Origin of the sequence: Acinetobacter brisouioides, assembly GCF_004331075.1 — a bacterium.
Classification (GTDB): domain Bacteria; phylum Pseudomonadota; class Gammaproteobacteria; order Pseudomonadales; family Moraxellaceae; genus Acinetobacter.
Genome location: NZ_SJNX01000003.1, coordinates 61,194 through 86,696, shown reverse-complemented (window position 1 = coordinate 86,696; position 25,503 = coordinate 61,194). Strand labels below are relative to the sequence as shown.

Annotated in this window: 21 protein-coding genes; 12 read left to right on the top strand and 9 right to left on the bottom strand. The window is 39.9% G+C overall.

The annotated features are described in order from the left end of the window. Positions 1-301 precede the first annotated feature (301 nt). Positions 302-952 carry a response regulator gene (locus E0H77_RS05405; protein WP_131312405.1) on the top strand — a complete coding sequence of 217 codons (651 nt, stop codon included), beginning with the start codon at positions 302-304 and terminating at the stop codon, positions 950-952. Positions 953-1,105: 153 nt separating this feature from the next. Here the strand turns inward: E0H77_RS05405 and E0H77_RS05400 are convergent, their stop codons facing one another. The 4 genes from E0H77_RS05400 to E0H77_RS05385 all read right to left on the bottom strand — a co-directional run bounded on the left by E0H77_RS05400 (position 1,106) and on the right by E0H77_RS05385 (position 8,238). Then, complete coding sequence (locus E0H77_RS05400; RefSeq protein ID WP_131375639.1) at positions 1,106-2,491, bottom strand: glycosyltransferase family 2 protein; 1,386 nt, start codon at positions 2,489-2,491, stop codon at positions 1,106-1,108. 1 nt (position 2,492) lies between these two features. Further along, positions 2,493-3,599: a hypothetical protein gene (locus tag E0H77_RS05395; protein ID WP_131375637.1), complete on the bottom strand. Its 1,107-nt coding sequence runs from the start codon at positions 3,597-3,599 to the stop codon at positions 2,493-2,495. Then, positions 3,589-4,353, bottom strand: a complete 765-nt coding sequence (locus tag E0H77_RS05390) for a YaiO family outer membrane beta-barrel protein (RefSeq protein WP_131375635.1) — start codon at positions 4,351-4,353, stop codon at positions 3,589-3,591. The genes E0H77_RS05395 and E0H77_RS05390 overlap by 11 nt, the downstream gene beginning before the upstream one ends. Before the next feature lie 396 nt (positions 4,354-4,749). Beyond that, entirely contained in the window at positions 4,750-8,238 is a 3,489-nt protein-coding gene (locus tag E0H77_RS05385) for a hybrid sensor histidine kinase/response regulator (RefSeq protein ID WP_131375633.1), read from the bottom strand. Between the two features lie 185 nt (positions 8,239-8,423). Between E0H77_RS05385 and E0H77_RS05380 the strand changes: the two genes are divergently transcribed. From E0H77_RS05380 to E0H77_RS05365, 4 genes are all read left to right on the top strand, one after another. Continuing rightward, positions 8,424-8,780, top strand: coding sequence for a DUF485 domain-containing protein (locus tag E0H77_RS05380; protein WP_131375631.1), 357 nt, complete (start codon positions 8,424-8,426; stop codon positions 8,778-8,780). 10 nt (positions 8,781-8,790) lie between these two features. Beyond that, positions 8,791-10,506 (top strand): cation acetate symporter, encoded by a 1,716-nt coding sequence (locus tag E0H77_RS05375; RefSeq protein WP_131375629.1) that lies wholly within the window; start codon positions 8,791-8,793, stop codon positions 10,504-10,506. A 138-nt stretch (positions 10,507-10,644) separates the two neighbouring features. After that, positions 10,645-12,213 carry a glutamine-hydrolyzing GMP synthase gene (guaA, locus tag E0H77_RS05370; RefSeq protein WP_131375627.1) on the top strand — a complete coding sequence of 523 codons (1,569 nt, stop codon included), beginning with the start codon at positions 10,645-10,647 and terminating at the stop codon, positions 12,211-12,213. A gap of 92 nt (positions 12,214-12,305) precedes the next feature. After that, positions 12,306-13,238 carry a restriction endonuclease gene (locus E0H77_RS05365; protein WP_131375625.1) on the top strand — a complete coding sequence of 311 codons (933 nt, stop codon included), beginning with the start codon at positions 12,306-12,308 and terminating at the stop codon, positions 13,236-13,238. A gap of 101 nt (positions 13,239-13,339) precedes the next feature. On the opposite strand, the gene E0H77_RS05360 is transcribed toward E0H77_RS05365, so the two are convergent. Beyond that, positions 13,340-13,951 (bottom strand): LOG family protein, encoded by a 612-nt coding sequence (locus E0H77_RS05360; protein WP_131375623.1) that lies wholly within the window; start codon positions 13,949-13,951, stop codon positions 13,340-13,342. A 382-nt stretch (positions 13,952-14,333) separates the two neighbouring features. Here E0H77_RS05360 and E0H77_RS05355 point away from each other — a divergent pair, with 382 nt between their 5' ends. The 4 genes from E0H77_RS05355 to niaP are packed head-to-tail and all read left to right on the top strand — an operon-like array spanning position 14,334 to position 18,491. Next, the gene (locus E0H77_RS05355) at positions 14,334-15,920 is read left to right on the top strand and encodes a TerC family protein (RefSeq protein ID WP_131375621.1); all 1,587 of its coding nucleotides are present in this window, start codon (positions 14,334-14,336) and stop codon (positions 15,918-15,920) included. 40 nt (positions 15,921-15,960) lie between these two features. After that, positions 15,961-16,428, top strand: a complete 468-nt coding sequence (locus tag E0H77_RS05350; protein ID WP_131375619.1) for a YchJ family protein — start codon at positions 15,961-15,963, stop codon at positions 16,426-16,428. A gap of 41 nt (positions 16,429-16,469) precedes the next feature. Then, a complete protein-coding gene (locus E0H77_RS05345) occupies positions 16,470-17,111 on the top strand; it encodes a trimeric intracellular cation channel family protein (RefSeq protein ID WP_131312396.1) in 642 nt (213 codons plus the stop codon). A gap of 60 nt (positions 17,112-17,171) precedes the next feature. Further along, complete coding sequence (gene niaP, locus E0H77_RS05340; protein ID WP_131375617.1) at positions 17,172-18,491, top strand: niacin transporter NiaP; 1,320 nt, start codon at positions 17,172-17,174, stop codon at positions 18,489-18,491. 44 nt (positions 18,492-18,535) lie between these two features. Here niaP and E0H77_RS05335 read toward each other — a convergent pair whose 3' ends face one another. From E0H77_RS05335 to E0H77_RS05325, 3 genes are read right to left on the bottom strand one after another with little or no spacing between them, the layout of a single operon-like run. Beyond that, entirely contained in the window at positions 18,536-19,198 is a 663-nt protein-coding gene (locus E0H77_RS05335; RefSeq protein ID WP_131375615.1) for a DUF799 domain-containing protein, read from the bottom strand. 11 nt (positions 19,199-19,209) lie between these two features. After that, positions 19,210-19,563 carry a DUF4810 domain-containing protein gene (locus tag E0H77_RS05330; protein WP_131375613.1) on the bottom strand — a complete coding sequence of 118 codons (354 nt, stop codon included), beginning with the start codon at positions 19,561-19,563 and terminating at the stop codon, positions 19,210-19,212. An 18-nt stretch (positions 19,564-19,581) separates the two neighbouring features. Then, on the bottom strand, positions 19,582-20,262 hold the full coding sequence (locus E0H77_RS05325; protein WP_131375611.1) for a CsgG/HfaB family protein: 681 nt from the start codon (positions 20,260-20,262) through the stop codon (positions 19,582-19,584). A 261-nt stretch (positions 20,263-20,523) separates the two neighbouring features. Between E0H77_RS05325 and parC the strand changes: the two genes are divergently transcribed. Continuing rightward, positions 20,524-22,749, top strand: a complete 2,226-nt coding sequence (gene parC, locus E0H77_RS05320) for a DNA topoisomerase IV subunit A (RefSeq protein WP_131375609.1) — start codon at positions 20,524-20,526, stop codon at positions 22,747-22,749. A gap of 130 nt (positions 22,750-22,879) precedes the next feature. Next, on the top strand, positions 22,880-24,559 hold the full coding sequence (locus E0H77_RS05315) for an AMP-binding protein (protein ID WP_131312390.1): 1,680 nt from the start codon (positions 22,880-22,882) through the stop codon (positions 24,557-24,559). A 38-nt stretch (positions 24,560-24,597) separates the two neighbouring features. On the opposite strand, the gene E0H77_RS05310 is transcribed toward E0H77_RS05315, so the two are convergent. Continuing rightward, a complete protein-coding gene (locus E0H77_RS05310; RefSeq protein ID WP_131375607.1) occupies positions 24,598-24,984 on the bottom strand; it encodes a hypothetical protein in 387 nt (128 codons plus the stop codon). A gap of 108 nt (positions 24,985-25,092) precedes the next feature. Here E0H77_RS05310 and E0H77_RS05305 point away from each other — a divergent pair, with 108 nt between their 5' ends. Then, positions 25,093-25,491 (top strand): MAPEG family protein, encoded by a 399-nt coding sequence (locus E0H77_RS05305; protein ID WP_131375605.1) that lies wholly within the window; start codon positions 25,093-25,095, stop codon positions 25,489-25,491. The last annotated feature ends 12 nt before the right edge of the window (positions 25,492-25,503 follow it).

Genomic DNA, 25,503 nt, shown 5'->3' with positions numbered 1-25,503 from the left:
AAGAGCGTTGCTTTAACATGTCCTGATGAACAGGAAATAAATAAAAGATGCGCAGGCTATTTAAACATCTTTTTGATTTATCTATAAAAATGCAGTATGTTAGCATTGTGCTTAAGAAAAATAACCTGATCTTTAGATCATCATATATTGTTAATTTTTTTTGAGCAGATAGTAAAAAATGCAGAAACCTATCGAATCGCACAACAAAGTTGGTAAAAATTCGGTAATATTTGTATACAGACATAAAGTTGTAGCATAGAGTGGAAGGCTAGGCTACGCCAAATATATAGCCAAATTGCTTATGAATATACTAATCGTTGATGATCATCCCCTGTTTCGTCACGCACTGATTCAAGCAGTGCGTTATAGCTTTCCGCAAGCTCAAATTCATGAAACAGCAGCAGTAAACGAGTTTTACGCACGCCTTGAAAATGGAACTGAACCAGATCTTGTCCTATTGGACTTGAACTTGCCTGGTGCATCGGGTTTTTCGGCACTGGTACACGTTCGTGCTCAATATCCAACTATTCCGATTATTGTGGTTTCAGCACATGAAGAAGCCAGTATTATTCAGCGTGCAATTGCACATGGAGCAATGGGCTACATTCCAAAATCGGCTCACCCGAGTCATATTGGTGAAGCAATTCGTCAGGTGCTTGAGGGTGAAATCTGGTTACCACCCAATCTACCCGCCAACATCAGTTTTGACCCGCGTGCAGCGGATGAAACAGCATTGGCAGAGCGAATTCAGTCATTAACTCCACAGCAGTTCCGTGTCTTAATGATGGTTGCTGAAGGTTTGCTAAATAAACAGATTGCCTACGAGCTTGATGTTTCTGAAGCGACTATTAAGGCCCATGTCACTGCGATTTTTAGAAAACTGGGCGTACAAAACCGTACTCAAGCGGTTTTGGCTATCAGTGCATTGAATATTGATGAAAAGAAAATTTAAATACTAGATTTTCTTTTTAACAGATCTTTTTATTTTTCCTTATAGGAGAAATAAAAAGATCAATCAGAGAATTGTAGCATAGAGATTTGTATCTATATTTTTAATAAATAGGAGAGTATAAAAATATAAAACGATTTTAAATGAGTACTAATATTAAAATTTAACTCTTTTCATTTCACCCCAGCTTGCAGGTGATTTTTTTAAAAATTGTATTGACCCAATTAATCTCCAATAAGAATGAATATATCTAAACCAGAGATTTTCTAATATACAAGCTATAAATAATTGAAATATACTTTTTGAAGTATAATGATTAAAGAATGTAACTTCGATTAAGATTGCGCCTAATGATAGAATTAAACCAAAAGAAAAAGCAAGAAAATAGAAGTAAAAGCATGAATTCCAATTGATATAACCCAAAAAAGCAAATAACAGAAGACTAATATAACCAAATAATTCAATAAATGGACCTAATGCTTCAACAAGAATAAAAAATGGAAAAGCATAAAAACCAAGTAAGCCACTGCGTGGTTTAAATAATAAGCTTTTTGAACTCCAAAGGCTTTCTAATAAACCTTTTTGCCATCTTTTTCTCTGCGATCCTAATATTTTTATATTATTCGGACACTGGGTCCAACAAACAGCATTTGGAACAAAAGAAATATTAATCTTGGTATTATTTTTTAGTGCATGTTCGCGTAGTTTGAGAACTAATTCCATATCTTCGCCAACTGTGTTGTGATTATAACCATCCACATCAAAGACAGCAGACTTGGAAAATAGTCCAAAAGCACCAGAAATGATCATGACGCTATCAATTGCAACCCAGCCCATACGGCCATTTAAATAAGCACGTAGATACTCAACTACTTGAATCTTTTCCAGCCAGCTTTTAGGCATACCAATATGCTTAACTTTGCCATCAATAATTTCACAGCCATTTGCAATACGAATAATACCACCGCTGGCTACGGTATTATTTTCTAAAGAAAAAGGCTGAACAAGTTTATGTAGTGCTTCTGAGTCGAGAATTGAATCAGCATCAATTGCGCAAAATAATGGGTAACTGCTGATATTAATCCCGCAGTTTAAAGCATCAGCTTTACCACCATTCTCTTTAAAAATAACCTTGAGCCTTTTGTCCTTAAGAGAAATATAGTTTTTCTTAATCGGTTTGTGATCCAGCCTTAATCTTGGAACTTCCAAATTTGGAACAAGATCATAAGTTTTGATTAGTACTTCTAAAGTATTGTCTTTAGGCCCATCACAAATTACTAGGACTTCAAATTCTGAATAATTTAAATTGAGTAATGACTGCACAGAATCAACGATGGTCAGCTCTTCATTGTAAGCAGGGGTGATAATGCTAATGGGAATGTCATAAACATCAAACTTTGTAAACCAGACATCATGCAGGTTAGATTTTAGAATCTTGCTAATACTAAAAAAACCTAAAATATTAAGAAAGAAATAACTTACATTAACAAAAATAAAATAAAGAAAGAAAATAAATTCCCAAGCATAAATGATTTCTTTCATGTTACTGGATCCAAAAATTATTATCGTTGAGTTTGTTTTTATTGAGTGCAACTTGAAGTGATTCTTTTGAAAATTGATCGTCAATCAACTTAGTTAGAAAATTCACTAAATGCTCATCAGAATTATAATTTTTAATAATAGCTTCAGCTGATCGGTGTCTTACCCACCAATTTGAGCTACGTAAACATTTTAATAAGAAATTAAAATTTTCTTCTGAAAAATAATTTAGTTTGATAATCGCATGAATAATATTAATATGATAAACCCAGTTTGATCCATTTCTTAAATCTTCAATCAGGCTGAAGTCCTCAATACTATTAATATTTCGAATTGCCAAGCAAACACTATCAATTGAAAAATCATGCATATTTTTTAAAATATAGCTTGAATAATCTGATAAATTATTGGTTCTAGATGCTATTTTGATAATACGTTTCTCATTTGAGTTTTTATGGTTTTTAATTTTATTAAAGATCATGATAACTGCTGCAGGTGTGTTAAAGAACAACATTAAATGCTTTAATTCTTGATTGTTCCAGTTTTCTCTCAAGATGATTTCCTCAAGGACAGGGTGGTAGTATTTATTGTTATCGATTTTTAATAAGGCAATACATGCTTCAAATGAAATAATATCCATTTTATTTTTAATAAAAATCTGAATATTATTTTGAATTGATTTTGAATTTTTATTTTTATAATAGATATTTCCTAATGTATGTATCATTAGGCAAATTTCTCTCGTATTTTTATGATGAATAAGTGTTTGAGATAGTTTTAATTTTTTTAGGCATCTATTTGAAATATCTAAAACATTCGCGATCACAATTAATTTTTTTTTTGTTTCTGAATCCGATGAATTAAATTTTAATGACCAAGATGAAATAAATATAGGAAAATCTGAATTTTTAATTTTTTTTGAAGTGATTTGATGAATAGGAAGGTCAAGATAATCTTCTGTTAATTTGACATATTTTGTTTTTTTAATCAAATTTTTATGATTTCTCATCTTCATGTAAGAGATACCAAAGATCAATTGGCATGCCAGTGCAAGACTAATTGTAATTAACCACGTTAATATAATAATAAAGTGGGTTTGATCAAAAATCATAAGAAATTCCCACTAGACAGCCTGTCCTTGAGTAATTCCCATGATAAACGGTATGTGTTAATCCGATATTGGTATATAAATTCTTGCTGATTAAAATTTTTGATGCAAGAGCATGACTCGTAATATGATAAATTTTGGTTGATACATTACTGACTTCAGGTTCTTTACCATCCGAGAAATAATAATTTATGCTATTACTGCTATGAGGAATATAGTAGCTAATCTGTGCTTTCACGCCTGCTGTTGGCTTATAGAAAGAGGTATCACTTACCCAGAAACCTGCCAATATTCTCCAGTTTTGGATATATTTTTCTGCAGATAAACCATAGTAGTTTACAGATGAATTCTCATATTTTGAATATTTATAATCAATAATTGGGGAGGTTTGGCCATTTTTATAAGTCTGTTGTAAAGTTAAACCTGCTTTAAATTCAGCTAAATAACTACTACTATTAAAATCACCTGCACCTAAAGTATAAGATAAAAAAGTTTTACTATTTTGATTTTCATGAACTAGATCGGTTGCATCAAACTCGACCTGATTATCATTTAAATCATAGCGGTCATAGTTGCGTAAAAAAACCTGCCAATAATTTTCATCTTTTTTCTGAGTATAACTCAGTTCAGTGGTTTTCCAGTCTGGTTGGTGATTAGTATTATTTTCCTGACTGTAGTTCACATCTAAAATTTGATTATCTGCAAAAGATGATGATGAAAGAAAAGATAAGGTGCCAATCAAAAATTTTTTTTTCATATGCTTTCTGTTACTAGTGACTAAACTTACTCATTGAAGCTTAATTTTTTGAAATTTACACATGCTAATACTGAATAAATAAGTAATTTATGATTCATTGCAATATTTTAGTGTGTGTTTAAAATGTCTCTGATTCAGATGAATGCAGCAATCATACATATTCTTAATATTTCTAGAGTATATTAAGTATTTTCCTAACGCTAGAGATATCAGTAGTTAGGAGATGGCTCAGTCATTGAATCAATTGCATAATGATTTTTACACTTATTTATTTCTCTTAAATGAAAAAAGAAAGCAAAATAATTATGTTCATTAATTCTATCATGTCGTAATTAAATTAATTTAATATTAATTTGCTTTCTTTGAGGATAAATAATTTACTATTTTATAGATTGTTTAACCTGAAATTTTTAAGCCCGATAACCATGCGCGCATCGATGCAGGTTTGAGTGGTTTTTTCAGCAACATAATGTTCAGTTGTTTTAAACGTTCTGGCAGTTCTGGGTCAGAGTCTGCAGTAATGAGGGCGACAGGGGTATTGTCCTGACGATACTGCAAAATAAAGTCTAAACCACGTTGTTCCTGATTTAAATGTTGGTCAATCAGCCATATCTGGATATTTTCCTGTTCAATTAATCGTTTGGCTTCCTCAGGTTCGCGTGCTTTAAAGACCTTATGCCCCCATTTGCTGAGTAAGATATTCATACCTTCCAAGATATTTTCATCATTGTCCAGACACAAAATTTTGTAGGTATTGTTTCTGAGTGGCATCATCTGGATCGGTGTAGCCGTAATTTTTGGTGCAGTGACGACAGGGGCTTCAATCATGAAGCATGAACCACGATACAAATGCGAATAAACATGTACGGGGTAATTCAGCAAACTGGTCATGCGTTGTACGATTGCAAGCCCTAAACCTAAGCCTTGTTCGCCCCACGGTGAGGTATGCCCGCAGCGCTCAAACTCTTGGAATAGTTTAATACGTTGCTCTTCAGCAATACCAGGCCCTGTATCCCAAACACCAATCCGGATATGTTGCGGTTGTGATGCGGAGCGTAAAACGCCGACTACAATGCGCCCTTTGGCGGTGTAACGTAGGGCATTACTAACAAAATTCTGGATAATACGACGAATCCACTGTGGATCGGTATCAATCCAGAACTGAGCATCATGAACATGAAACTCAATTCCGCGCTGTGCTGCGATGGATTTAAACTGCAATTTCAAATCGCTTAACAAATCGTGTAATGGATAGGCTTGGCGTTTTGGCTGAATTGTACCGCCTTCTAAACGGGCAATATCCAAAAGCGCAGACAGCATACTTTCCGCACCATGTAAGGCACGATCCAGTTGCTGCAAGGTTTGTCGATCTTCATCTGATTGGATGCTTTGCTCGAGTGCAGTACTAAACAGGCGCGCTGCATGCATAGGTTGCAACAGGTCATGGCTGGCGGCAGCGATAAAGCGGCTTTTTGACATATTGGCAGTATCGGCTTGTTCACGTGCAAGCTGTTGTTCTTCTAAGGCATTTGCCAATTGTTGGGTGCGTTCTTTGACACGGGCTTCAAGTGCGGCTTCATTTTCACGGAAAGCGGTAATATCAGCAAAAGTTGTGACAAAACCACCACCTTCAATGGGATTGCCGCGCATCTGAATTACACGCCCATCTTTACGAATGCGTTCAAATTCATGCGCACTACCCACTTTCATCCAGTGAATCCGCTTGCGTACATGCTCTTCAATCGAACCTGGACCACATTCACCCCGTTCGGCATTGTAACGGATCAGGTCGGAAATCGGGCAGCCAACATAAACCAAATCTTTTGGATAATCAAAAAGTTTTAGATATTGGTTGTTCCATGCGACCAGACACATGTTGTCATCGACCACACTCACCCCTTGGGTCATATGGTCAATCATGGTCATGAGTAAGTTTTGGTTAAAGCGCTGCCACTGCGAAGCCTGATCGAGAATATTGGCAACCTGTGCTATGCCTAAACCGTTATTGGCAAGTGCAGTCGTGAGTAGGGTACGTGCCGAGGCTGCGCCGATTGTCCCTGCCAGATATTGCTCGGTAAAACGCCACCACATGCCGTTGGCAACGCTATTGGTATTGAGCACCAAATAATTCTGATCACAAAATTGTTGAAAAGCGTGGGTGGTTGGTCCTTCGCCTGTAATTCGTTTTGCCAGCGCCATAAGGTCACTGACTTTTAAACGTGGGCTATCGGGATGGAAGTAGCCCATTTCATGATTGGAGTTTTGTGAAGGTAAAGGCTTGGTTTCATAGTAAAAGAAACTTTCAGCCTGAATCTGTTCAGCAACACTTGGGCGGTATGCTTTAGAAATCCAGATATATAAAATCGTATTGAGTCCTAACGACCATATCACGCCATGCGTGAGTGGGGCGAGTGATTCAAAACCAAATAAAGCTTCAGGACGCAAGCCATTAATGCCAAATAAGCCACCATGTAAAACTTGAAAACTCAGTTCGGCGTATTCGCGTGGCAGGCTGCGTAAAATAGTTGGAAAGAGCAGTGTGTATGCCCACATCAAGAAGCCAACCAGTAAGCCTGCATATACACCTTGCTGACTGCCGCCACGCCAGTACAAGCCTCCGATTAACGCAGGTGCAAACTGGGCAACAGCACTAAATGCCAGTAAGCCAAAAACAGACAGCTGATTAATATCGTTAAAGAAATGGAAGAATAAAAAACCCATCAGCATGACCGCTACAATACAAATACGGCGCGTGGTTTTAAGAACCAGTGGTAAACGGCGGTCATGACGTGACAGCATATTGAAACGCCATAATGCAGGCATAATCAGGTCATTACTCAGCATAATCGATAAAGCCACCGACGAAACCAGTAACATGCCTGTTGATGCAGAAAAGCCGCCAAGAAAGGCCAAAATAGTTAACCATTCATGGTTATAGCTCATTGGCAGGCTCAGTACAGCCAAATCTGGAATTTTGAGTAAATTGGGGTTGGCATGCAGTGCCCAGCTGGCAATTGGAAAAATAGTCAGTGTGGTTAGAATCAAATAGAGTGAAAACCATTTGCGCGCACCGCGAATATGTTTTTCATCACGTAGTTCAACAACAGCAACATGGAATTGGCGCGGCAAGCAAATAATCGCAAGTGCTGCGAGTAAAGTTTGTACCCAAAAAGTATCAGGAACGCCAGCCATTTGCACTTCATGGTATTGTTCTTGGATATCACGACTGATTTGTGAAATGTTGCTTGGCTGATCGGCGATAAAGAAAATGGCAACACAAACTAACGCAAACAGTTTTACAAATGATTCAAAAGCCACTGCCAGCATTAAACCACCATGCTGCTCAGTATTTGCCATTTGGCGTGTTCCAAAGACCATCGACAGCATGGCTAAAATGGCAGTGAGCACCAATACGGTATTTGTTGTTAAGTGTAAATCATTGTTTTCTGGTAATATTACTGAAATGCTAAGAGCAATCGCACGGAGTTGCAATGCCAAGTAAGGTACAATCGCAACAACTGCCAGTACCGTGACTAAAGATGCCAATGTCCCACTTTTGCCATAACGCGCAGCGATAAAATCGGCAATTGACGCAATCGCATGATGCTGGCGCACTCGTCCAATCCTGCGCCAAATATCATAACCCAGCCAAATAAATAACAGGGGGCCGAGATAAATTGGTAGGAAGATGATACCCTGACGGACAGCTGCGCCCGTTGCCCCATAAAATGTCCATGAAGAGCAATAAACACCGAGGGTTAGACTAAAGAGTAACATGCGACCGCGTGCATTTAGCCGGCTTGCATATTTCTCCCCAAAGAAAGCACAGACAAATAAAATCAGAATGTAAAGGGTTAATACCCCAATGATTACCCAGTTATTCATATTGATGGCTTATTAAGAATCTGTTGTTATCATACCTGAAGGTCGTGCCTGAACAAAAATGCTGCTTAAAAATTTAGCGACCAAAGTCTAACTGACTAAAAGCCTTAAATATTGATACCGTTAGAACACAGAAAAAACAATTAAAAAAATGCGACCAAGGCTGGTTGTACACACGGAGTAATGCTATGGATGAGGTTCAAGTAGAAAGAATTCTACAAAATCCAAAATTCAAAGAAATGGTTAGCCGCAAAAGTAAGTTAAGTTGGACATTAACCATCATCATGTTGGTGATCTATGTTAGCTTCATGCTTCTTGTCGGTTACAACAAAGAATTCTTAATGAGTTCTTTTAGTGGAGGCGTCACGACTTGGGGAATTCCTCTCGGTCTCGGTATCATTGTCTTGTCTTTTATTTTATGTGGTGTGTATTCGTACATCGCCAACAATACATTTGACCAGTTGAGTGCAGAAGCGATGAAAGAAGTTGAAGCGATTACGCATCAAAAAAGCTCTGTTTCTCAAGCAAATGTAAATCAAGGATGAGGATACGCGGATGAATTGGACTTCTCTAAAAACTAAAGCTCTGCTTGCATCAACAGCACTTTGTTCAACTGTTGCTATGGCAAGCCCAGATCTTGGCGCAACGGAACAACAGGCGACTAACTGGCACGCGATTATCATGTTCGTGATCTTTGTTGGTTTAACTTTGTTCATTACCAAATGGGCTGCTAAACAAACGACCAGTACCAGCGACTTCTATACTGCGGGTGGTGGTATCAGTGGTTTCCAAAATGGCCTAGCGATTGCTGGTGACTATATGTCGGCTGCATCGTTCCTCGGTATTTCGGCACTGGTGTTTAGTTCAGGTTTTGACGGTTTGCTATACTCACTCGGTTTCATGGTGGGTTGGCCAATTGTATTGTTCTTGATTGCTGAACGTTTACGTAACTTAGGTAAATATAACCTGTCTGACGTTGTATCTTTCCGCTTGGAAGAAAAACCAGTACGTACCCTTGCGGCATTTAGCTCATTGGTCGTTGTTGCATTCTATCTGATTGCACAAATGGTGGGTGCAGGTCAGCTGATCAAACTTCTATTTGGTTTGAACTATAACATTGCAGTCGTTGTTGTTGGCTTGCTGATGATGGCTTATGTAATCTTCGGCGGTATGTTGGCAACAACTTGGGTGCAAATCATTAAAGCAGTCATGTTGCTCAGTGGCGCAACCTTCATGGCGTTCATGGTAATGAACTCTGTGGATTTCAGCTTCAGCGAAATGTTTACTAAATCTATCCAAGTATTTGGTGAAGTTCGTCATATCAGCTTTGATGATGCATCTAAGATCATGGGGCCAGGCAAACTTGCAGCAAATCCAATTGATGCACTGTCTCTTGGTTTGGCATTGATGTTTGGTACAGCAGGCTTGCCACACATCTTGATGCGTTTCTTCACTGTAAAAGACGCGAAAGAAGCACGTAAGTCAGTGGTTGTTGCAACAGGTTTTATTGGTTACTTTTATCTATTAACCTTTATCATCGGTTTTGGTGCGATCTTGTTCGTATCGAACAACCCACAATTCCTTGATGCTGCAAAAATGGCAATGACTGGCAAACTGGAATTGATTGGCGGTAACAACATGGCAGCTGTGCATCTAAGTGATGCTGTAGGCGGCGACATGTTCATGGGCTTTATTTCAGCAGTAGCATTCGCAACGATTCTTGCGGTTGTTGCAGGTTTGACTTTGTCAGGTGCATCTGCAATTTCTCATGACTTGTATGCAAACGTGTTCAAAAAAGGTCAAACAACACCTGAATCTGAGCTTCGTATGTCAAAAATTGCAACACTTGGTCTTGCAATCTTTGCGATGATCTTGGGTATCTTGTTTGAAAAACAAAACGTTGCATTCATGGTTGGCTTAGCGTTCTCTGTTGCTTCTTGTGCAAACTTCCCAGTGCTTGTGTTGTCAATGTTCTGGAGAGGTTTAACCACTCGTGGTGCGGTAATTGGTGGCGTTGTTGGCTTGGCAACAGCAGTGATTATGATTGTATTGTCTAAAGCAGTTTGGGTAGATACTCTTAAAATCTCTGATAGCCCAGTTAACCCATTGAATGGTCCAGCAATCATTGCAATGCCATTATCATTTATCTGCTGCTGGTTCTTCTCAATCACAGATAACTCAGCGCGTGCACAAAAAGAACGTAAAGCATTCGATGCTCAGTATGTTCGCTCAATGACAGGGATTGGCGCATCAGGTGCATCTGATCACTAATCTTTGAATCGATAAAAAAAGCTCCGTCAGGGGCTTTTTTTTATGCTTAATGAATAAACATATTAGGCAATGTGCTTCATACAGAAAAACTGCTAGAATAACGCGCCTATCTTCTTTAGCTATCTATAGTTGTTTCTCATGACTACCAATACCCAAATTACTGAAGATCGTATCCTGATTCTGGATTTCGGTTCGCAATATAGCCAATTGATTGCACGTCGTGTACGTGAAGCAGGCGTATATTCTGAAATGTATGCGTTTGATATGTCTGAGGAAGACATTCGTGCATTTAAACCAAACGGCATTATCTTGTCAGGTGGTCCTGAAAGTGTGCATGAAGAAGGTAGTCCACGTGCACCACAAGTTGTGTTCGAACTTGGCGTACCTGTTCTTGGTATCTGCTATGGTTTACAAACCATGTCTGAACAGCTTGGTGGTAAAGTTGAACCAGGTACAGTGCATGAGTTTGGTTATGCCGAAGTCGATATTTTGGTACGTGACCAACTGATTGGTAACCTACAAGATAAAGAAAACCAGCTTCATGTTTGGATGAGTCATGGTGATAAAGTCAGCCAGATTCCTGAAGGTTTTAGCGTAACAGCAAGTACACCAAGTTGCCCATTTGCAGCGGTGAGTGATGAAAAACGCCGTTTTTATGGTGTACAGTTCCACCCTGAAGTAACACATACTGCAAAAGGTGCTGAACTTCTCGCTAACTTCGTCCACAAAATTTGTGGTTGTCGTGGTCTTTGGACACCAGAACATATCATTGACTTGCGTGTAGAACAGCTTCGCCAGCAAATTGGCAATGAAAAAGTACTGCTTGGTTTGTCTGGTGGTGTCGATTCATCTGTTGTGGCTGCGCTTTTACATAAAGCGATTGGCGATCAGTTGACGTGTGTATTTGTAGACAATGGCTTGCTCCGTTTAAACGAAGGCGATCAAGTCATGCAAATGTTTGCAGACAACATGGGGATTCGTGTGATCCGTGCTGATGCAGAAGAGCGTTTCTTGACGGCTTTGGCGAGTGAAGTTGATCCTGAGAAAAAACGTAAAATCATTGGACGTGAGTTCATTGGAGTCTTTGCAGAAGAAGCACGTAAACTTGACGGCGTGAAATTCTTGGCACAAGGTACAATTTACCCAGACGTGATTGAATCTGCTGCAAGCAAACAAGGTAAAGCACATGTGATTAAATCACACCATAACGTGGGTGGTTTACCAGAAGATTTGGCCTTTGACTTGGTTGAACCATTACGTGACTTGTTTAAAGATGAAGTCCGTAAATTGGGTACAACACTGGGTTTACCACACAGCATGATTTACCGTCATCCATTCCCAGGTCCAGGTTTGGGCGTGCGTATTTTGGGTGAAGTGAAAAAAGAATATGCGGATATCCTTCGCCTTGCCGATGATATTTTCATGCAAGAACTTCGTGACAGCGGTTGGTATGACAAAACTGCTCAAGCTTTTGCAGTGTTCCAACCTGTGAAATCTGTTGGTGTTGTGGGTGATGGTCGCCGTTATGCATGGGTGATTGCACTTCGTGCAGTTGAAACTGTGGACTTCATGACAGCACGTTTTGCTCATTTACCGTATGAGTTAGTTGACAAGATCTCTACACGTATCATGAATGAAATTAAAGATGTATCACGTGTTGTATATGACGTGTCATCTAAACCACCAGCAACGATTGAATGGGAATAATTTTTCTATATTGTTGTTAATGAAAAGGACGCGTAAGTGTCCTTTTTTATTTATACTTAGATAAAAATTGAGATTTTAATCAGAGAAAAATAATGACCTTGCCAACATATGATCAATTAATGCTTCCATTAATGAAATTATTGGCTGAACAAAAAGAAGCGATCAGAATTTCACAAGCAGCAGACTTACTTGCTAGTCAATCTAATTTATCTGAAGATGAGTTAAATCAAACTTTACCCAGTGGAAAAAATATTTTTAAAGATCGAGTGTCTTGGGCTAAAATTTATTTAGTTAAGGCAGGTTTAGTTCAACAACCCAAAAGAGCATTTTGTGAAATTAGTAACTTAGGGAAAAGTCTTGATTTAAGTCATTTTGATTCAATAACAAATGAATTTTTAATGCAGTTTGATGGGTTTAGTGATTTTAAGTTAGGAAAATCTCTATTTGTGAATCAACAGCTAAAGGATGGTGTAATTGGTATTATTCCGAATGAAAAAGATGCGAGTCAAACACCAGAAGAAATAATACAGACGACAACTGAATTGTTAAATATGAGTTTAAAGACTGAATTACTTCAGTTGATTAAAGAGAATTCTCCTACATTCTTTGAAAAACTAGTCGTTGATTTACTGGTAGTGATGGGCTACGGAGGCTCTCATCAAGATGCAGCACAAGCAATTGGTAGAACAAATGATGGTGGAATTGATGGAATCATCAGTGAAGACCGTTTAGGTCTAGATAAAATTTATATTCAAGCCAAGCGTTGGGAAAGTACAGTTGGTCGACCTGATATTCAACAGTTCAAAGGGGCTTTGGCAGATCAGGTTGCTAAAAAAGGTGTATTTATTACTACGTCCAATTTTAGTAAGGAAGCAGTTGAATCTGCGAAGAAATCAGGAATAGTTCTAATTGATGGTGATAAATTAACTTCATTGATGATCGAATTTGGTTTAGGTGTGCAAGTGGAAAGAAGTTTCCATATTTATAAAATAGACCAAGATCGGTTTGATGAAGATAATTTTTAAGAGCGCTTAGGCGCTCTTTTTTATGCAGGTATATATTTTATTCTTTGATTTTTCAAATAAAAAAAGCTGGCAATCATGCCAGCGGATAGTCGGAATTTAATTTAGATAACAAAACTTGCAGGTATTTTTAGATTATTAATGGCAGTGTAAATTTCAGAAATACTCTGACAAACTATGAGTTTGGCACGGTGTTGTGGTGGAAGAAAACCTTCTGCAACTGCATGGTCAAGTTGGGCAATTAAAGCATTATAAAAACCATTGACGTTATAAAGCATCATTGGTTTTTGATGCTGATCCAATTGTCCCCAAGTGGCAATTTCCAGAATTTCTTCAAATGTACCCAAACCACCTGGCAGAGCAATAAAAGCACTGGCACGTTCAGCCATCATGGCTTTACGTTCATGCATACTGTTGACAACATGCAACTCTGTCAGCCGTTCATTGGCAACTTCATAGTCCAGCATAAATTCAGGAATCACACCCACGACATCACCGCCATGTTCCAGTACGGTATCTGCCACCTGACCCATCAAACCAATACTTGCCCCGCCATAGACAATTCCAAATCCATGTTCGGCTAAACCTTGCGCCAATTGAATCGCACTTTCTAAATAAACTGCTTTGTTACCTACACGGGAGCCACAATATAATGCAATCAGTGCTTGCGTCGTTTTTACTTTGTGATCTTTATTCATATTTACAACACTATTCATCTTTTATTCTCACCTTATCATGTTTTCTTGTTTTAGATTAAGCAAGAAATATGACAATTTGATGCGAAAGTGATTGTATTCCTAGCGTATTTTGTAAACTTGATCATCAGTATGATGGTCTCAAATCAGCTTGAAAGAACTGTCTCGAAAAAGCTCTATTTTTTGAAAAACTCTCATGAAAAGAGGATAAAAATGGTGAATTTCTAAAAAATCTTGCCTATACTGAAAATTCGATTCACAACATATAGATCAACATGAGTAGTGGTTGTAGGCGCTCGCACGATTTTTCAACAACTCAAATTTTGAACTGCATTTCAGTTCATTCTTTCTTTTTGACGCAAGTCCAGTTTCCAGTTAAAGCTTTCCTCGGGGAGTGTGATCAATGATTTTCGAATGGATGTCTGATCCCTCAGCATGGGTAGGCTTGGCAACACTGGTGATTCTTGAGGTGGTTCTCGGGATCGATAACTTGGTGTTTATTGCTGTTTTGTCAGAAAAGTTGCCATTAGAGCAACGAGGTAAAGCGCGTGTCGTTGGCTTGTTGCTAGCATTGTGTATGCGCATGGTTTTATTGGCATCTATGGCATGGATTGTCACTTTAGACCAACCTTTATTTCATATTTTGGAACATCCTTTTTCTGGGCATAACCTGATTCTGTTGTTCGGTGGTGTATTCCTGTTATTTAAGGGCACTATGGAATTGCATGAACGCATCGAAGGTAATCTGCATTTAAAAGATGAAAACCCAGTCCACGCTGCTTTTTGGGTAGTGATTGCTCAGATTGTAGTCCTCGATGCTGTATTTTCACTCGACAGTGTGATTACGGCTGTAGGAATGGTCAAACATCTGCCTGTGATGATGATTGCAGTGACAATTGCAGTGGGCATTATGCTTTGGGCATCCAAACCGCTGATGGATTTTGTCAACAAACATCCAACCGTGGTGATTTTATGTCTTGGCTTTTTGATGATGATTGGTTTCTCTTTGGTGGTTGAAGGCTTCAATTTTCATATTCCAAAAGGTTACTTATATGCCGCGATTGGCTTCTCCGTCTTGATTGAGGCGATCAATCAGGTGACCCGCCGTAATCAGGCACGTACAATCACTACAACTGATTTGCGTTATCGGACGGCTTCGGCAGTCATGCGCATGCTGGGTGGCAAGTCGAACAACAACACGAATGACGTTACGTCTGAGCATGATGTTTTAGCAACACATGCCTTTGCTGAAGAAATGTTTGATGGTGCAAATAGCGCATATCATAGCGTGATGGTGCAGGGTGTTTTAGGATTGTCGGAACGTCCTGTTAAATCGGTTATGACGCCACGACCTGAACTCGAATGGATTGACCTCGATAATCATCCTGAGCAGATTCGCGAACATATGACGCAAATGACCCATTCACGATTGATCTTTGCACATGGCGAACTGGATAATCTGGCAGGGATTGCCCTGACGCATAAAATCCTGAATGAGTATATTGAAACAGGTAAGCTGAACTTTACGGGACATTTGCGTGAACCGATGATTGTGCATGAAAATGCTCAGGTACTTATGGTTATGGAGCAGCTACGCCAAGCACCATTACAAATGGCCATTGTGCTAAATGAGTATGGTTCAATCGAAGGGATTGTCACACCAATTGATATTTTAGAAGCCATTGCAGGGGAATTCCCTGATGAAGATGAAATGCAGACAGTTGCAGAAAGTCTGGATGATGGTTCACTCATGATTGATGGTTCAACTGATATTCGTCATATTTCTTTGCTACTTGGGCGTGACTTGGTGGATGAAAGTGAAGAGTATTCAACACTTTCAGGATATTTGTTGTTGCATTTGGGACGTTTACCCGAAAGTGGTGATGTCATTGAGATCGATGGTTATCGCTTCGAAATCGTCACTATGGATGGGCATAAAATTGAAAAAGTCCATATTGTCCCCAAAGCACAACCTGAACAAACATCCTAAGTCTGGTTTTGCTAAAATAGCCCTTTAAATAGGCTTTTTTATGAATGAACAAACATGCCCATGTGGTCATGGGCAATATGCCACATGCTGTCAGCCTTTACATCAAGGCATAGCCAGCGCGCAAAGTGCGGAACAGCTCATGCGCTCACGTTATAGTGCATTTGCCAAACATGAGATTGATTATATTGTTAAAACCACGGCTTTAGGCCAGCAGAAGCAATTAGACCATGCTGCGCTAGAGGCATGGAGCCGACATAATCAATGGCAGCAACTGGAGATTCTAAACAGTTTGCCTAAGCTGGATAAATCACATGCCATGGTGGAGTTTAAAGCTTACTATTTTGATGGTCAGGAAAATCAAATTCATCAAGAACAATCCTATTTTGTTTACCATGCCGATCGGTGGTTTTTTCTAGATCCGACATTGCCAAAAACACTCGGTATGAAGCAGATCTGCCTGTGTGGTTCGGGGAAAAAATTTAAACATTGTTGTGCGAGTTTTCTTTAGAATAACGTTTGTTTTGAGTTACCTAAAAAAGGTTTCAGGGAATGCTGTTAACGGTCATTTATATTGTGGCGATTACCGCTGAAGCCATGACAGGTGCCTTGTCTGCGGGGCGTCGCAGCATGGACTGGTTCGGTGTGATTCTGATTGCCTGTGTCACTGCGCTCGGTGGTGGGTCGGTACGTGATGTTTTGTTGGGGCATTATCCTTTGGGATGGGTGAAACACCCTGAATATCTGATGCTGACGTCTTTTGCAGCACTGGTCACAATTTTTATTGCCAAATGGATGAAGCATTTACGTTCTATCTTTTTGCTGCTTGATGCTTTGGGGTTGATTGCCTTTACCATTATTGGTTGTCAGGTCGCGATTCAAATGGGGCATGGCTTTGTGGTCGCAGCGGTGGCAGGTGTATTGACGGGTGTGTCTGGTGGAATTTTGCGCGATATTTTGTGTAATGATATTCCACTGGTGTTTCGCCGTGAACTCTATGCCAGCATTTCCTTTGTTGCCGTCATCTGTTACTGGTTGTGCAGCATGCTCAATTTAACGCTTGAAGTCACCAGCGTTATTACCTTGTTGTTTGGTTTTATCTTACGGGTGATTGCGATTTATTTTGGTCTGGAAATGCCGAAATTTATCTATAAAGAAGATGATGGACATTCGGCATCATCAATTGATGAATAAGACATTGTGTAGAACACATTTCAATGCCTTTTAAATAACCTATTGATTTGAGAACAGCTTATGGATCTTGTATCCCGCGTGCAACGCTTACCGATTGGTCGCTTTCATTATAATCTGTTGTGGATGGTTGGTTTGGGCTGGATGTTCGATGCGATGGATACTGGCATCATCGCATTTATTATGACCAAGCTGGTGCATGACTGGAATTTGACCGCTATACAAAGTGGCTGGATTGTGAGTATTGGCTTTGTCGGTATGGCAATTGGTGCAGTGTTTTCAGGTGCGTTAGCTGACCGTTTTGGGCGTAAGAATGTCTTTGCCAGCACCTTGGTCATTTATAGTATTGCGACTGGATTATGTGCGTTTGCCCCAAATTTGACTGTGCTTCTGGTCTGTCGTTTTATTGTGGGATTGGGCTTGGGTGGGCAGTTGCCTGTAGCTGTGACTCTGGTCAGTGAATATGTGCCCGCACAGGTACGTGGGCGTTTTATTGTATTGCTGGAAAGTTTCTGGGGGCTAGGCTGGTTGGTTGCCGCCCTGATTTCTTATTTTCTGATTCCGCATTTTGGCTGGCATATTGCCTTTTTAATCGGTGGTTTACCCCTGTTTTATGTTTGGGTGATTTTTAGCAAAGTACCCGAATCTGTTCCTTATTTAATTAACCGCAATCGCATTGAAGAAGCTCATATGTTGATCCAAAAGCTGGAGCAGCAGGCTGGGGTTGAGGTGATTCAAGAGATTGAAGTTTGTCCTGTCGCGCATCAGCAAAAAGTATCATTTCAACAGTTATGGCAAAAACCATTTGTGCGTAGAACCCTCATGCTGTGGTTGATCTGGTTTGGAATTGTATTTTCTTATTATGGTATTTTTACCTGGTTGCCGAGCCTGTTGGTGAAGCAGGGCTATGATATTGTTAAATCTTTTGAATATGTTCTGTTTATGATTTTGGCACAGCTTCCAGGCTATGTTGTGGCATCTTGGTTAGTGGAAAAACTTGGGCGTAAAGCGACACTCGCAGGTTTTATCGGGTTTTGTGCGGTGTCGGCGTACTTTTTTGGACAAGCCAACAGCGACAGTGAAATTATGCTGTGGGGCTGTTTAATGTCCTTTTTTAATCTGGGGGCGTGGGGTGTTTTATATACTTATACACCAGAGCAATATCCAACCAATATCCGTGCATTTGGTTCAGGTTGGGCAGCAGCGATTGGGCGGATTGGCGGCATTGTCGCGCCGATTGTGGTCACGCATTTAATCGTTGATCCAGAGGCTTTTCATCATGTCTTTATGATGTTTACAGTGGTGCTTTTAGCTGTTGCTGCGGTAATTCTTGTTCTTGGAGAGGAAACTCAAGGCAAAACGCTTGAGTCGATTGGATTGTAAGAAAACGATCCTAACGATTTATAATCGCTAGGATCGCCAATTTATTAAGGCTGATATTTAGGCGAACGCGGTCCATAAAGTAGACCAATACCGCCATGTTGAGTTGGGTTGAGCATTTGAGAGCTGACAATTGCAGCAGCTTTATAACCCGAGTCAGACTTTTGATTGATCACCTGATCCACAACAGAAATGACCAGCATCGAGATCAAGTTGTTGTTATTGTCATTATTAGACAGAACGATGCGTTTCGAACCTGTCCATAAAACAGTACCTGTGTTCAAATCAATCAGTTTGGCATCTGCCGAGACAGTGGTTGTTGTCTGAATCACTTGGTACTTCGAGCCATATTCTTTTAAGTGAATATATAAGCCAGCATCTGCGCCAAAAATCTCTTTGAGTTTTGCTGCAGGAATTGACTGAGCATCATGCCCGTTGGTTACGCCATTTTCTTTAAACATGCGATCCACAATGCTTAAGGGGAAAACATAGTAACCTGCTTCTGCAACAGGCACAGTGGTGGTTGACCAAAAACTGTAAGTTGCACGCGGCTCAGGGCTGTCATTGACCGGTGGCAAAATCAAAATCGAATGCGGCATATGTTGTTTATATACCGTTGCATCGTATTGAGGTTTGATGGCTTGGTGGGTTGCACAGCCTGTTAAGCTGATTCCGAAGAAAGCCAGAAGCAATAACGTCATATTTTTCATGGTATTGTTCCTTAATTGGCTTTCAATTGAGCCAATAAGCGATTCATCAATACGCTGGCTTCAGGGTAGCTTTGTTTTTCCAGTTCAAAATACTGAGCTGCTTTTTGAGTGTCACTATTACTATACAGTAGTCCCAAATGAGCATATAAACCTGGTGGAATGGCTTGATTTTTAGCGCGTGCTTTTTCAACATCAGCTTCTAATACGCTGATTTGCTTGGCTGGAGAGGCTTTCTCAGGTTGATTAAATCCTAAATAAACCTGTTGAGGATAATTACCCCAATGGTAAAGCGTATTGGGTTGCGAAGCACAACCCGTCAAGCCAATGGCAAGTCCAAGACTTACCCATGGTAAAAATTTTTTCATGTGATGTTATTCTCTGGCTTATTTCTGGATATTCCACTGATTGTTTTGAATATCGTTGACCAGATGATTGACTGCTTCACGAATGGCTAAATCCAGCACTTTACCATTTAAGGTTGAGTCATAAGACGCATCACTGCCAAAGCCTAAAACTTCGCGTTGGCTGAGAGAGTATTCACCACTGCCTTGCACAGAATGTACAATTGCTGAGGTTTGTACATCGACAATATTTAAATTGACTTTGGCATAAGCAACTTGTGCTTTGCCACGTCCAAGCAAGCCAAATAACTGTACATCGCCCACTTCTTTACGTCCAAATTCAGAAACATCGCCTGTAATGACATAACGTGCGCCCTGAATTTTCTGAGCTGAGCCACTAAACCCTGTTTCCTGTTTTAGTTCGGATAAGTTGTCACGGTTTAAGACGGTAAAATAGCCTGTTTGCTGTAAATGGGTTTCTAAAATGGTTTTGGCTTGTCCACCTAAACGGTCGACATTGTCCGAGAAGATGCCACGCATATAGCTTGAGCGGTTATCAAATTTCCCAATAGAAATACTGGTTTTTGTACCTGTGTATTTATTTGCGCTCAGTGCAGCATTCACTTGAGGAGATTGTAAAACTATTGATTTTTCAACAGGCGAACAGCCACTGACCAAAAGACCGAGTGCGAGTAAAGAACAGCCCATATAATGAATTTTCATAAATTATTTTTTCCAATCTGGTTATAATCAAGCTTATGTAATCTAATAAATATTATAAATCAACCACATTACATAGCCTATATATTATAAAGAAGCAGGGTGCAAAACCTAAAGGAATGTGTGAATTGTATGCAATAATTTAAGAAAGTAGAAAAAATCAGCGAGATCATAGAGTTTTAATTTACGTTTGAGTCTCGATCTTGTTAAATAGCCATATTCATTGTTTCTTTCCCTTAGCATTCAGATAGGTTCAATTCTTTTATGACCAATCTTGCGCATCATGCGACAGAAAACCGCTCCGTAGCAGAGTTTACCGAACAAGCCTACTTAAATTATGCCATGTACGTAATTATGGATCGTGCATTGCCCCATATTAGTGATGGTTTAAAACCTGTACAGCGCCGTATCGTCTATGCCATGAGTGAGCTAGGGTTAAAGCACAGTGGCAAACCGAAAAAGTCAGCACGTACAGTGGGCGATGTACTGGGTAAATACCACCCGCATGGTGACTCGGCATGTTATGAAGCCATGGTGCTCATGGCACAGCCATTTAGTTATCGTTATCCGTTTATTGAAGGGCAAGGTAACTGGGGTTCACCCGACGATCCTAAGTCTTTTGCGGCAATGCGTTATACCGAAGCAAAATTGTCACAGTTTAGTGAGTTGTTATTGTCTGAGCTTGGGCAAGGCACTTGTGACTGGCAAGATAACTTTGATGGCTCTTTAAAAGAACCGATTAACTTGCCAGCGCGAGTACCGAATATTTTGCTGAACGGTACGACAGGTATTGCCGTGGGTATGGCAACGGATATTCCACCACATAACTTACGTGAAGTAATCAAAGGAACGATTGCTCTAATTCGTAACCCGAATCTAAGCGATGAAAAAGTCGCAGAATATATTCCAGGCCCTGACTTACCGACCAAAGCTGAAATTATTACGCCACCAGATGAACTCCTGAAAATCCAGACGACTGGGCGTGGCAGTTACCGTATGCGTGCAGTGTATACGGTTGAAAGAAATGAAATTATCATCAGTGATTTGCCATATCAGGTGTCTGGCTCAAAAGTAGTGACTCAAATCGCTGACCAAATGCTGGCGAAGAAACTCCCTTTAGTGTCCGATATTCGTGATGAATCGGATCACCAAAACCCAACCCGTTTGGTGATTGTGCTGCGCTCCAACCGTGTCGATGCCGAACAGGTGATGAGCCATTTGTTTGCGACCACTGATTTAGAGTCTAGCTATCGGGTCAATTTAAACATGATTGGGGCAGATGGTCGCCCACAGGTTAAATCGATTCGTAAAATCTTGCTGGAATGGATCGAAATTCGTAAAGCAACCGTCACCCGTCGTTTGCAATATCATTTAAATAAAATTGAAAAACGCCTGCATATTTTGGCAGGGCTATTAATTGCTTATTTGGATATCGACACGGTGATTCAAATTATTCGTGAAGAAGATCAGCCGAAACAAGCATTAATGGAAAAGTTACAGATTGATGAGATTCAGGCGGAAGCGATTCTGGAACTGAAATTGCGTCAACTGGCTAAGCTTGAAGAAATGCAAATTCGCCAAGAGCAGGATGAACTTTCAGCCAAAGCAACGATTATTCGTGAGCAGTTGGCAAACCCTGAGTCATTGAAAAACTTGGTGATTAATGAACTCAAGGAAGATGCGAAAAAATTTGGTGATGAGCGTCGTTCAGCGATTGTACAACGCGCTGAAGCGGTGCAAATTAAAGAACAGGATTTGATGCCTGCAGAAGCTGTAACAGTCGTACTCTCTGAAGCAGGTTGGATTCGTGCCGCAAAAGGTGCAGAGGTCGATGCTGAAAACTTAAATTACCGTGCAGGCGATCAGTATTTGAGTCATGCCGTTGGTAAGAGTAATCAACGAGTCTATGTGATAGATCAGACTGGGCGAAGTTATGCATTGCCAATCAATAGCTTACCGTCAGCACGTGGTTTGGGTGAACCTTTAAGTTCGAAACTTGCTCCTGCCAATGGCGTAGCATTTACTCAAGTGCTGATTGAAGACGATCAACAAGAATTACTGGCAGCGAGCAGTGCGGGTTATGGCTTTAAAACCCAAGCCAATGCACTCGACACCAATGCCAAAGCAGGTAAGGCCTTCCTGAGCATACCTGATCAGGCTCAAGCGTTACCTTTAATGCCAATTCAACAAAAGAGTCATGTTGCACTGTTAAGCTCTGGTGGGCGCGTCTTGATTGTTGACTTGCAAGAATTACCTGTTTTAAACAAAGGTAAAGGCAACAAATTGATACAACTTCAGGACAATGAAATTGTTGTGGATATGCAATTATTGAATTTATCTGATCTGATTCAGGTGGTTGCAGGGCAACAACAATTGAAATTAAAAGGCGATGACTTACAAAAATATCTTGGAAAACGTGCAGCAAAAGGACAACTTTTACCACGTGGTTATCAAAAAGCAAATAAACTCATAGTTCAGACATTGATCTAGTAAGCCAATTTTGAAATACGTTATATATGTTATTGTGGAAAAAAAGCGCGTTGGGCATAAAAACTCAACAATCAGGTACATAGCATACAACGCGATTAGATCGGATTACAGATTGGAGATTAAAGGCATTATGGAAAAAATTTGGATTAATGAATACAAAAAAACAGGTATTCCCGAAATAGTCGAGCTGCCATCCGAAAATACTTCCTTAATTGATATTTTTGAACGTAATTTTCAAAAGTATGCTTCTCGAGATGCTTTTATTTTCATGGATAAAACCATTTCTTATGCTGATGTTGATCGTGAAAGTAAGAAATTTGCTTGTTATTTGCAAAGTTTAGGTTTAGCAAAAGGCTCACGCGTGGCGGTAATGATGCCAAACGTATTTCAATATCCGATTGTGAGTTTAGGGATTTTTCGGGCGGGTTTGATTCTAGTCAATGTTAACCCGCTTTATACGGCACGTGAGCTTGAACATCAGCTCAATGATGCAGGCGCAGAAGTTTTGGTGATTATTGAAAACTTTGCTTCAGTGTATCAAAAAATTATTGGGCATACGCCTGTCAAGCATGTCGTTGTCGCATCGGTTGGCGATATGCTGGGTTTTGTGAAAGGCAATCTGGTGAATTTTGTCTTGCGCAAAGTACGTAAACAAATTCCTGACTGGGATATTCCAGGCCATGTGCGTTTCAATACTGCATTGCATAAAGTCAGCCCAAGCCAATATAAACGTCCAATTGTCACCATGAGTGATACCGCAGTATTGCAATATACAGGCGGAACCACAGGGGTATCTAAGGGGGCGGAACTGACGCATCGCAACCTGATTGCCAATATGCTGCAATGTGACACCATGTTCCAGAGCAAATTTGGTAAAGACTCGCAGGAAGTCGAACGCTTGGTGTGTGCTTTGCCGCTGTATCACATTTTTGCCTTTACGGTATGTGAACTGTACGGTATGTATAAAGGTTTCAGTAATTTACTGATTCCTAACCCACGTGATTTAACCGCATTGACCAAAGAGCTTGCTAAATTCAAGCCAACGATCTTCCCTGCGGTCAATACCTTATTTAATGCCTTAGTCAATAATGATGGTTTCCGTCAGTTAGATCATAGCCAAATGAAGCTGGCACTCGGCGGTGGTATGGCTGTCTTGCCATCAACTGCTGAGGCATGGAAAAAGCTGACAGGTATTATTATCCATGAGGGTTATGGCTTGTCAGAAACGTCACCAGTTGCAACTTTTAACCCGCCAGCTTCCTCTGAATTTAGTGGCTCGATTGGGATTCCACTGCCTGCAACTGAAGTTGCCATTTTAGATGACGATGGTAAAGAAGTGGCGTTGGGTGAGCAGGGAGAAATTTCGATTCGTGGCCCTCAGGTCATGAAAGGCTACTGGAACCGCCCAGATGAAACAGAAAAAACCATGACTGCAGATGGCTTTTTCCGTACTGGGGATATTGGCGTCATGAATGATCGTGGTTTTATTAAAATCGTTGATCGTAAAAAAGACATGATTTTGGTGTCTGGTTTTAATGTTTATCCTGCTGAAATTGAAGAAGTTGTTGCGAAGCATCCAAAAGTTTTGGAAGTGGCAGCAATTGGTGTGCCTGATGAAAAATCAGGGGAAGTGCCAAAACTTTTTGTTGTGAAAAAAGATCCAAGCTTAACGACAGAAGAACTGCTGGCATACGCAAAAGACAATCTGACAGGCTATAAACGTCCACGTTATGTGGAATTTATGGACGAATTGCCAAAATCCAATGTAGGTAAAATTTTGCGCAAGGATTTACGCAATAAAGCCAAATAAGTTTTTGAGCTAGACAAAATAAGACTGAAATTTCGGTCTTATTTTTTTTGTTGCTGTATGAGTTTGTCTAAATAAGGGCGTGCGATATGGATAATAATCAGAAAAGGTAACATGCCAACCATTTGTAAACGTAATGGTTTAATTTGTAATGTTCCAAAAGTGAGGTAGTTATCCATCAAACTATATAAAGCACACAGAATCAGCCATAACCAAATTGACCAGCGTTTAATGCCAACAGCATAAAATGCAACGGTTAACATGATGAATGTGCCAAGAGTTGACTGCCAGGTCATATTGGCGCAAATAGTGGTAATCAGTAGGGCAGTGATCGGTAATACAATTTTTAAGATACGATCGACACGCTTTTGAGCAAGCATTTGTTGTGATAAGGCATCTAACAAAGTTTGTTGATCTTGATCGATCATTCGAGTATCCACATTTGCATAATAGAAAGCCTTATATTTAACAAAAAAAATCACAGAAAAGCCATGTTATGATGAGCGCCTGTCTAATTTCAATAAGAGAAAACATTCATGCAAAGCATAAGCGGGATTATTTATCTGATTTTGACTGCATGTTTATTGCCTTATGTATTTACCTTTATCGCTAAAATAGCAGGTGGATATAAATTAAAAGATAATCAAAATCCACGTGAATTTTTGGCGAAAACCACAGGTCTAGCCGCCAGAGCCAATGCGGTGCAACAAAATAGTTTTGAAAGCTTACCTTTATTTTTAGCGTCTGTGCTGATGGCTGAGTATATGGTGATGAATCAAGCCATGATTATGACGCTCGGCATTGCTTATATTGTGCTGCGTGTTTTGTATGGTATTTGCTACTTGGCTAACTGGGCAACTTTACGTTCAATTATTTGGCTTTTCTCGATGGTATGCCCGATTTTACTGTTGGTGTTTACCTTGCGCCTGCTTTAAGGCGTCTGAATA

Excerpts from the sequence above, each read along its gene's own strand:
- E0H77_RS05405 (WP_131312405.1), top strand. The coding sequence starts at position 302 with ATGAATATACTAATCGTTGATGATCATCCCCTGTTTCGTCACGCACTG.
- E0H77_RS05400 (WP_131375639.1), bottom strand. The coding sequence starts at position 2,491 with ATGAAAGAAATCATTTATGCTTGGGAATTTATTTTCTTTCTTTATTTT.
- E0H77_RS05395 (WP_131375637.1), bottom strand. The coding sequence starts at position 3,599 with ATGATTTTTGATCAAACCCACTTTATTATTATATTAACGTGGTTAATT.
- E0H77_RS05390 (WP_131375635.1), bottom strand. The coding sequence starts at position 4,353 with ATGAAAAAAAAATTTTTGATTGGCACCTTATCTTTTCTTTCATCATCA.
- E0H77_RS05385 (WP_131375633.1), bottom strand. The coding sequence starts at position 8,238 with ATGAATAACTGGGTAATCATTGGGGTATTAACCCTTTACATTCTGATT.
- E0H77_RS05380 (WP_131375631.1), top strand. The coding sequence starts at position 8,424 with ATGGATGAGGTTCAAGTAGAAAGAATTCTACAAAATCCAAAATTCAAA.
- E0H77_RS05375 (WP_131375629.1), top strand. The coding sequence starts at position 8,791 with ATGAATTGGACTTCTCTAAAAACTAAAGCTCTGCTTGCATCAACAGCA.
- guaA (WP_131375627.1), top strand. The coding sequence starts at position 10,645 with ATGACTACCAATACCCAAATTACTGAAGATCGTATCCTGATTCTGGAT.
- E0H77_RS05365 (WP_131375625.1), top strand. The coding sequence starts at position 12,306 with ATGACCTTGCCAACATATGATCAATTAATGCTTCCATTAATGAAATTA.
- E0H77_RS05360 (WP_131375623.1), bottom strand. The coding sequence starts at position 13,951 with ATGAATAGTGTTGTAAATATGAATAAAGATCACAAAGTAAAAACGACG.
- E0H77_RS05355 (WP_131375621.1), top strand. The coding sequence starts at position 14,334 with ATGATTTTCGAATGGATGTCTGATCCCTCAGCATGGGTAGGCTTGGCA.
- E0H77_RS05350 (WP_131375619.1), top strand. The coding sequence starts at position 15,961 with ATGAATGAACAAACATGCCCATGTGGTCATGGGCAATATGCCACATGC.
- E0H77_RS05345 (WP_131312396.1), top strand. The coding sequence starts at position 16,470 with ATGCTGTTAACGGTCATTTATATTGTGGCGATTACCGCTGAAGCCATG.
- niaP (WP_131375617.1), top strand. The coding sequence starts at position 17,172 with ATGGATCTTGTATCCCGCGTGCAACGCTTACCGATTGGTCGCTTTCAT.
- E0H77_RS05335 (WP_131375615.1), bottom strand. The coding sequence starts at position 19,198 with ATGAAAAATATGACGTTATTGCTTCTGGCTTTCTTCGGAATCAGCTTA.
- E0H77_RS05330 (WP_131375613.1), bottom strand. The coding sequence starts at position 19,563 with ATGAAAAAATTTTTACCATGGGTAAGTCTTGGACTTGCCATTGGCTTG.
- E0H77_RS05325 (WP_131375611.1), bottom strand. The coding sequence starts at position 20,262 with ATGAAAATTCATTATATGGGCTGTTCTTTACTCGCACTCGGTCTTTTG.
- parC (WP_131375609.1), top strand. The coding sequence starts at position 20,524 with ATGACCAATCTTGCGCATCATGCGACAGAAAACCGCTCCGTAGCAGAG.
- E0H77_RS05315 (WP_131312390.1), top strand. The coding sequence starts at position 22,880 with ATGGAAAAAATTTGGATTAATGAATACAAAAAAACAGGTATTCCCGAA.
- E0H77_RS05310 (WP_131375607.1), bottom strand. The coding sequence starts at position 24,984 with ATGATCGATCAAGATCAACAAACTTTGTTAGATGCCTTATCACAACAA.
- E0H77_RS05305 (WP_131375605.1), top strand. The coding sequence starts at position 25,093 with ATGCAAAGCATAAGCGGGATTATTTATCTGATTTTGACTGCATGTTTA.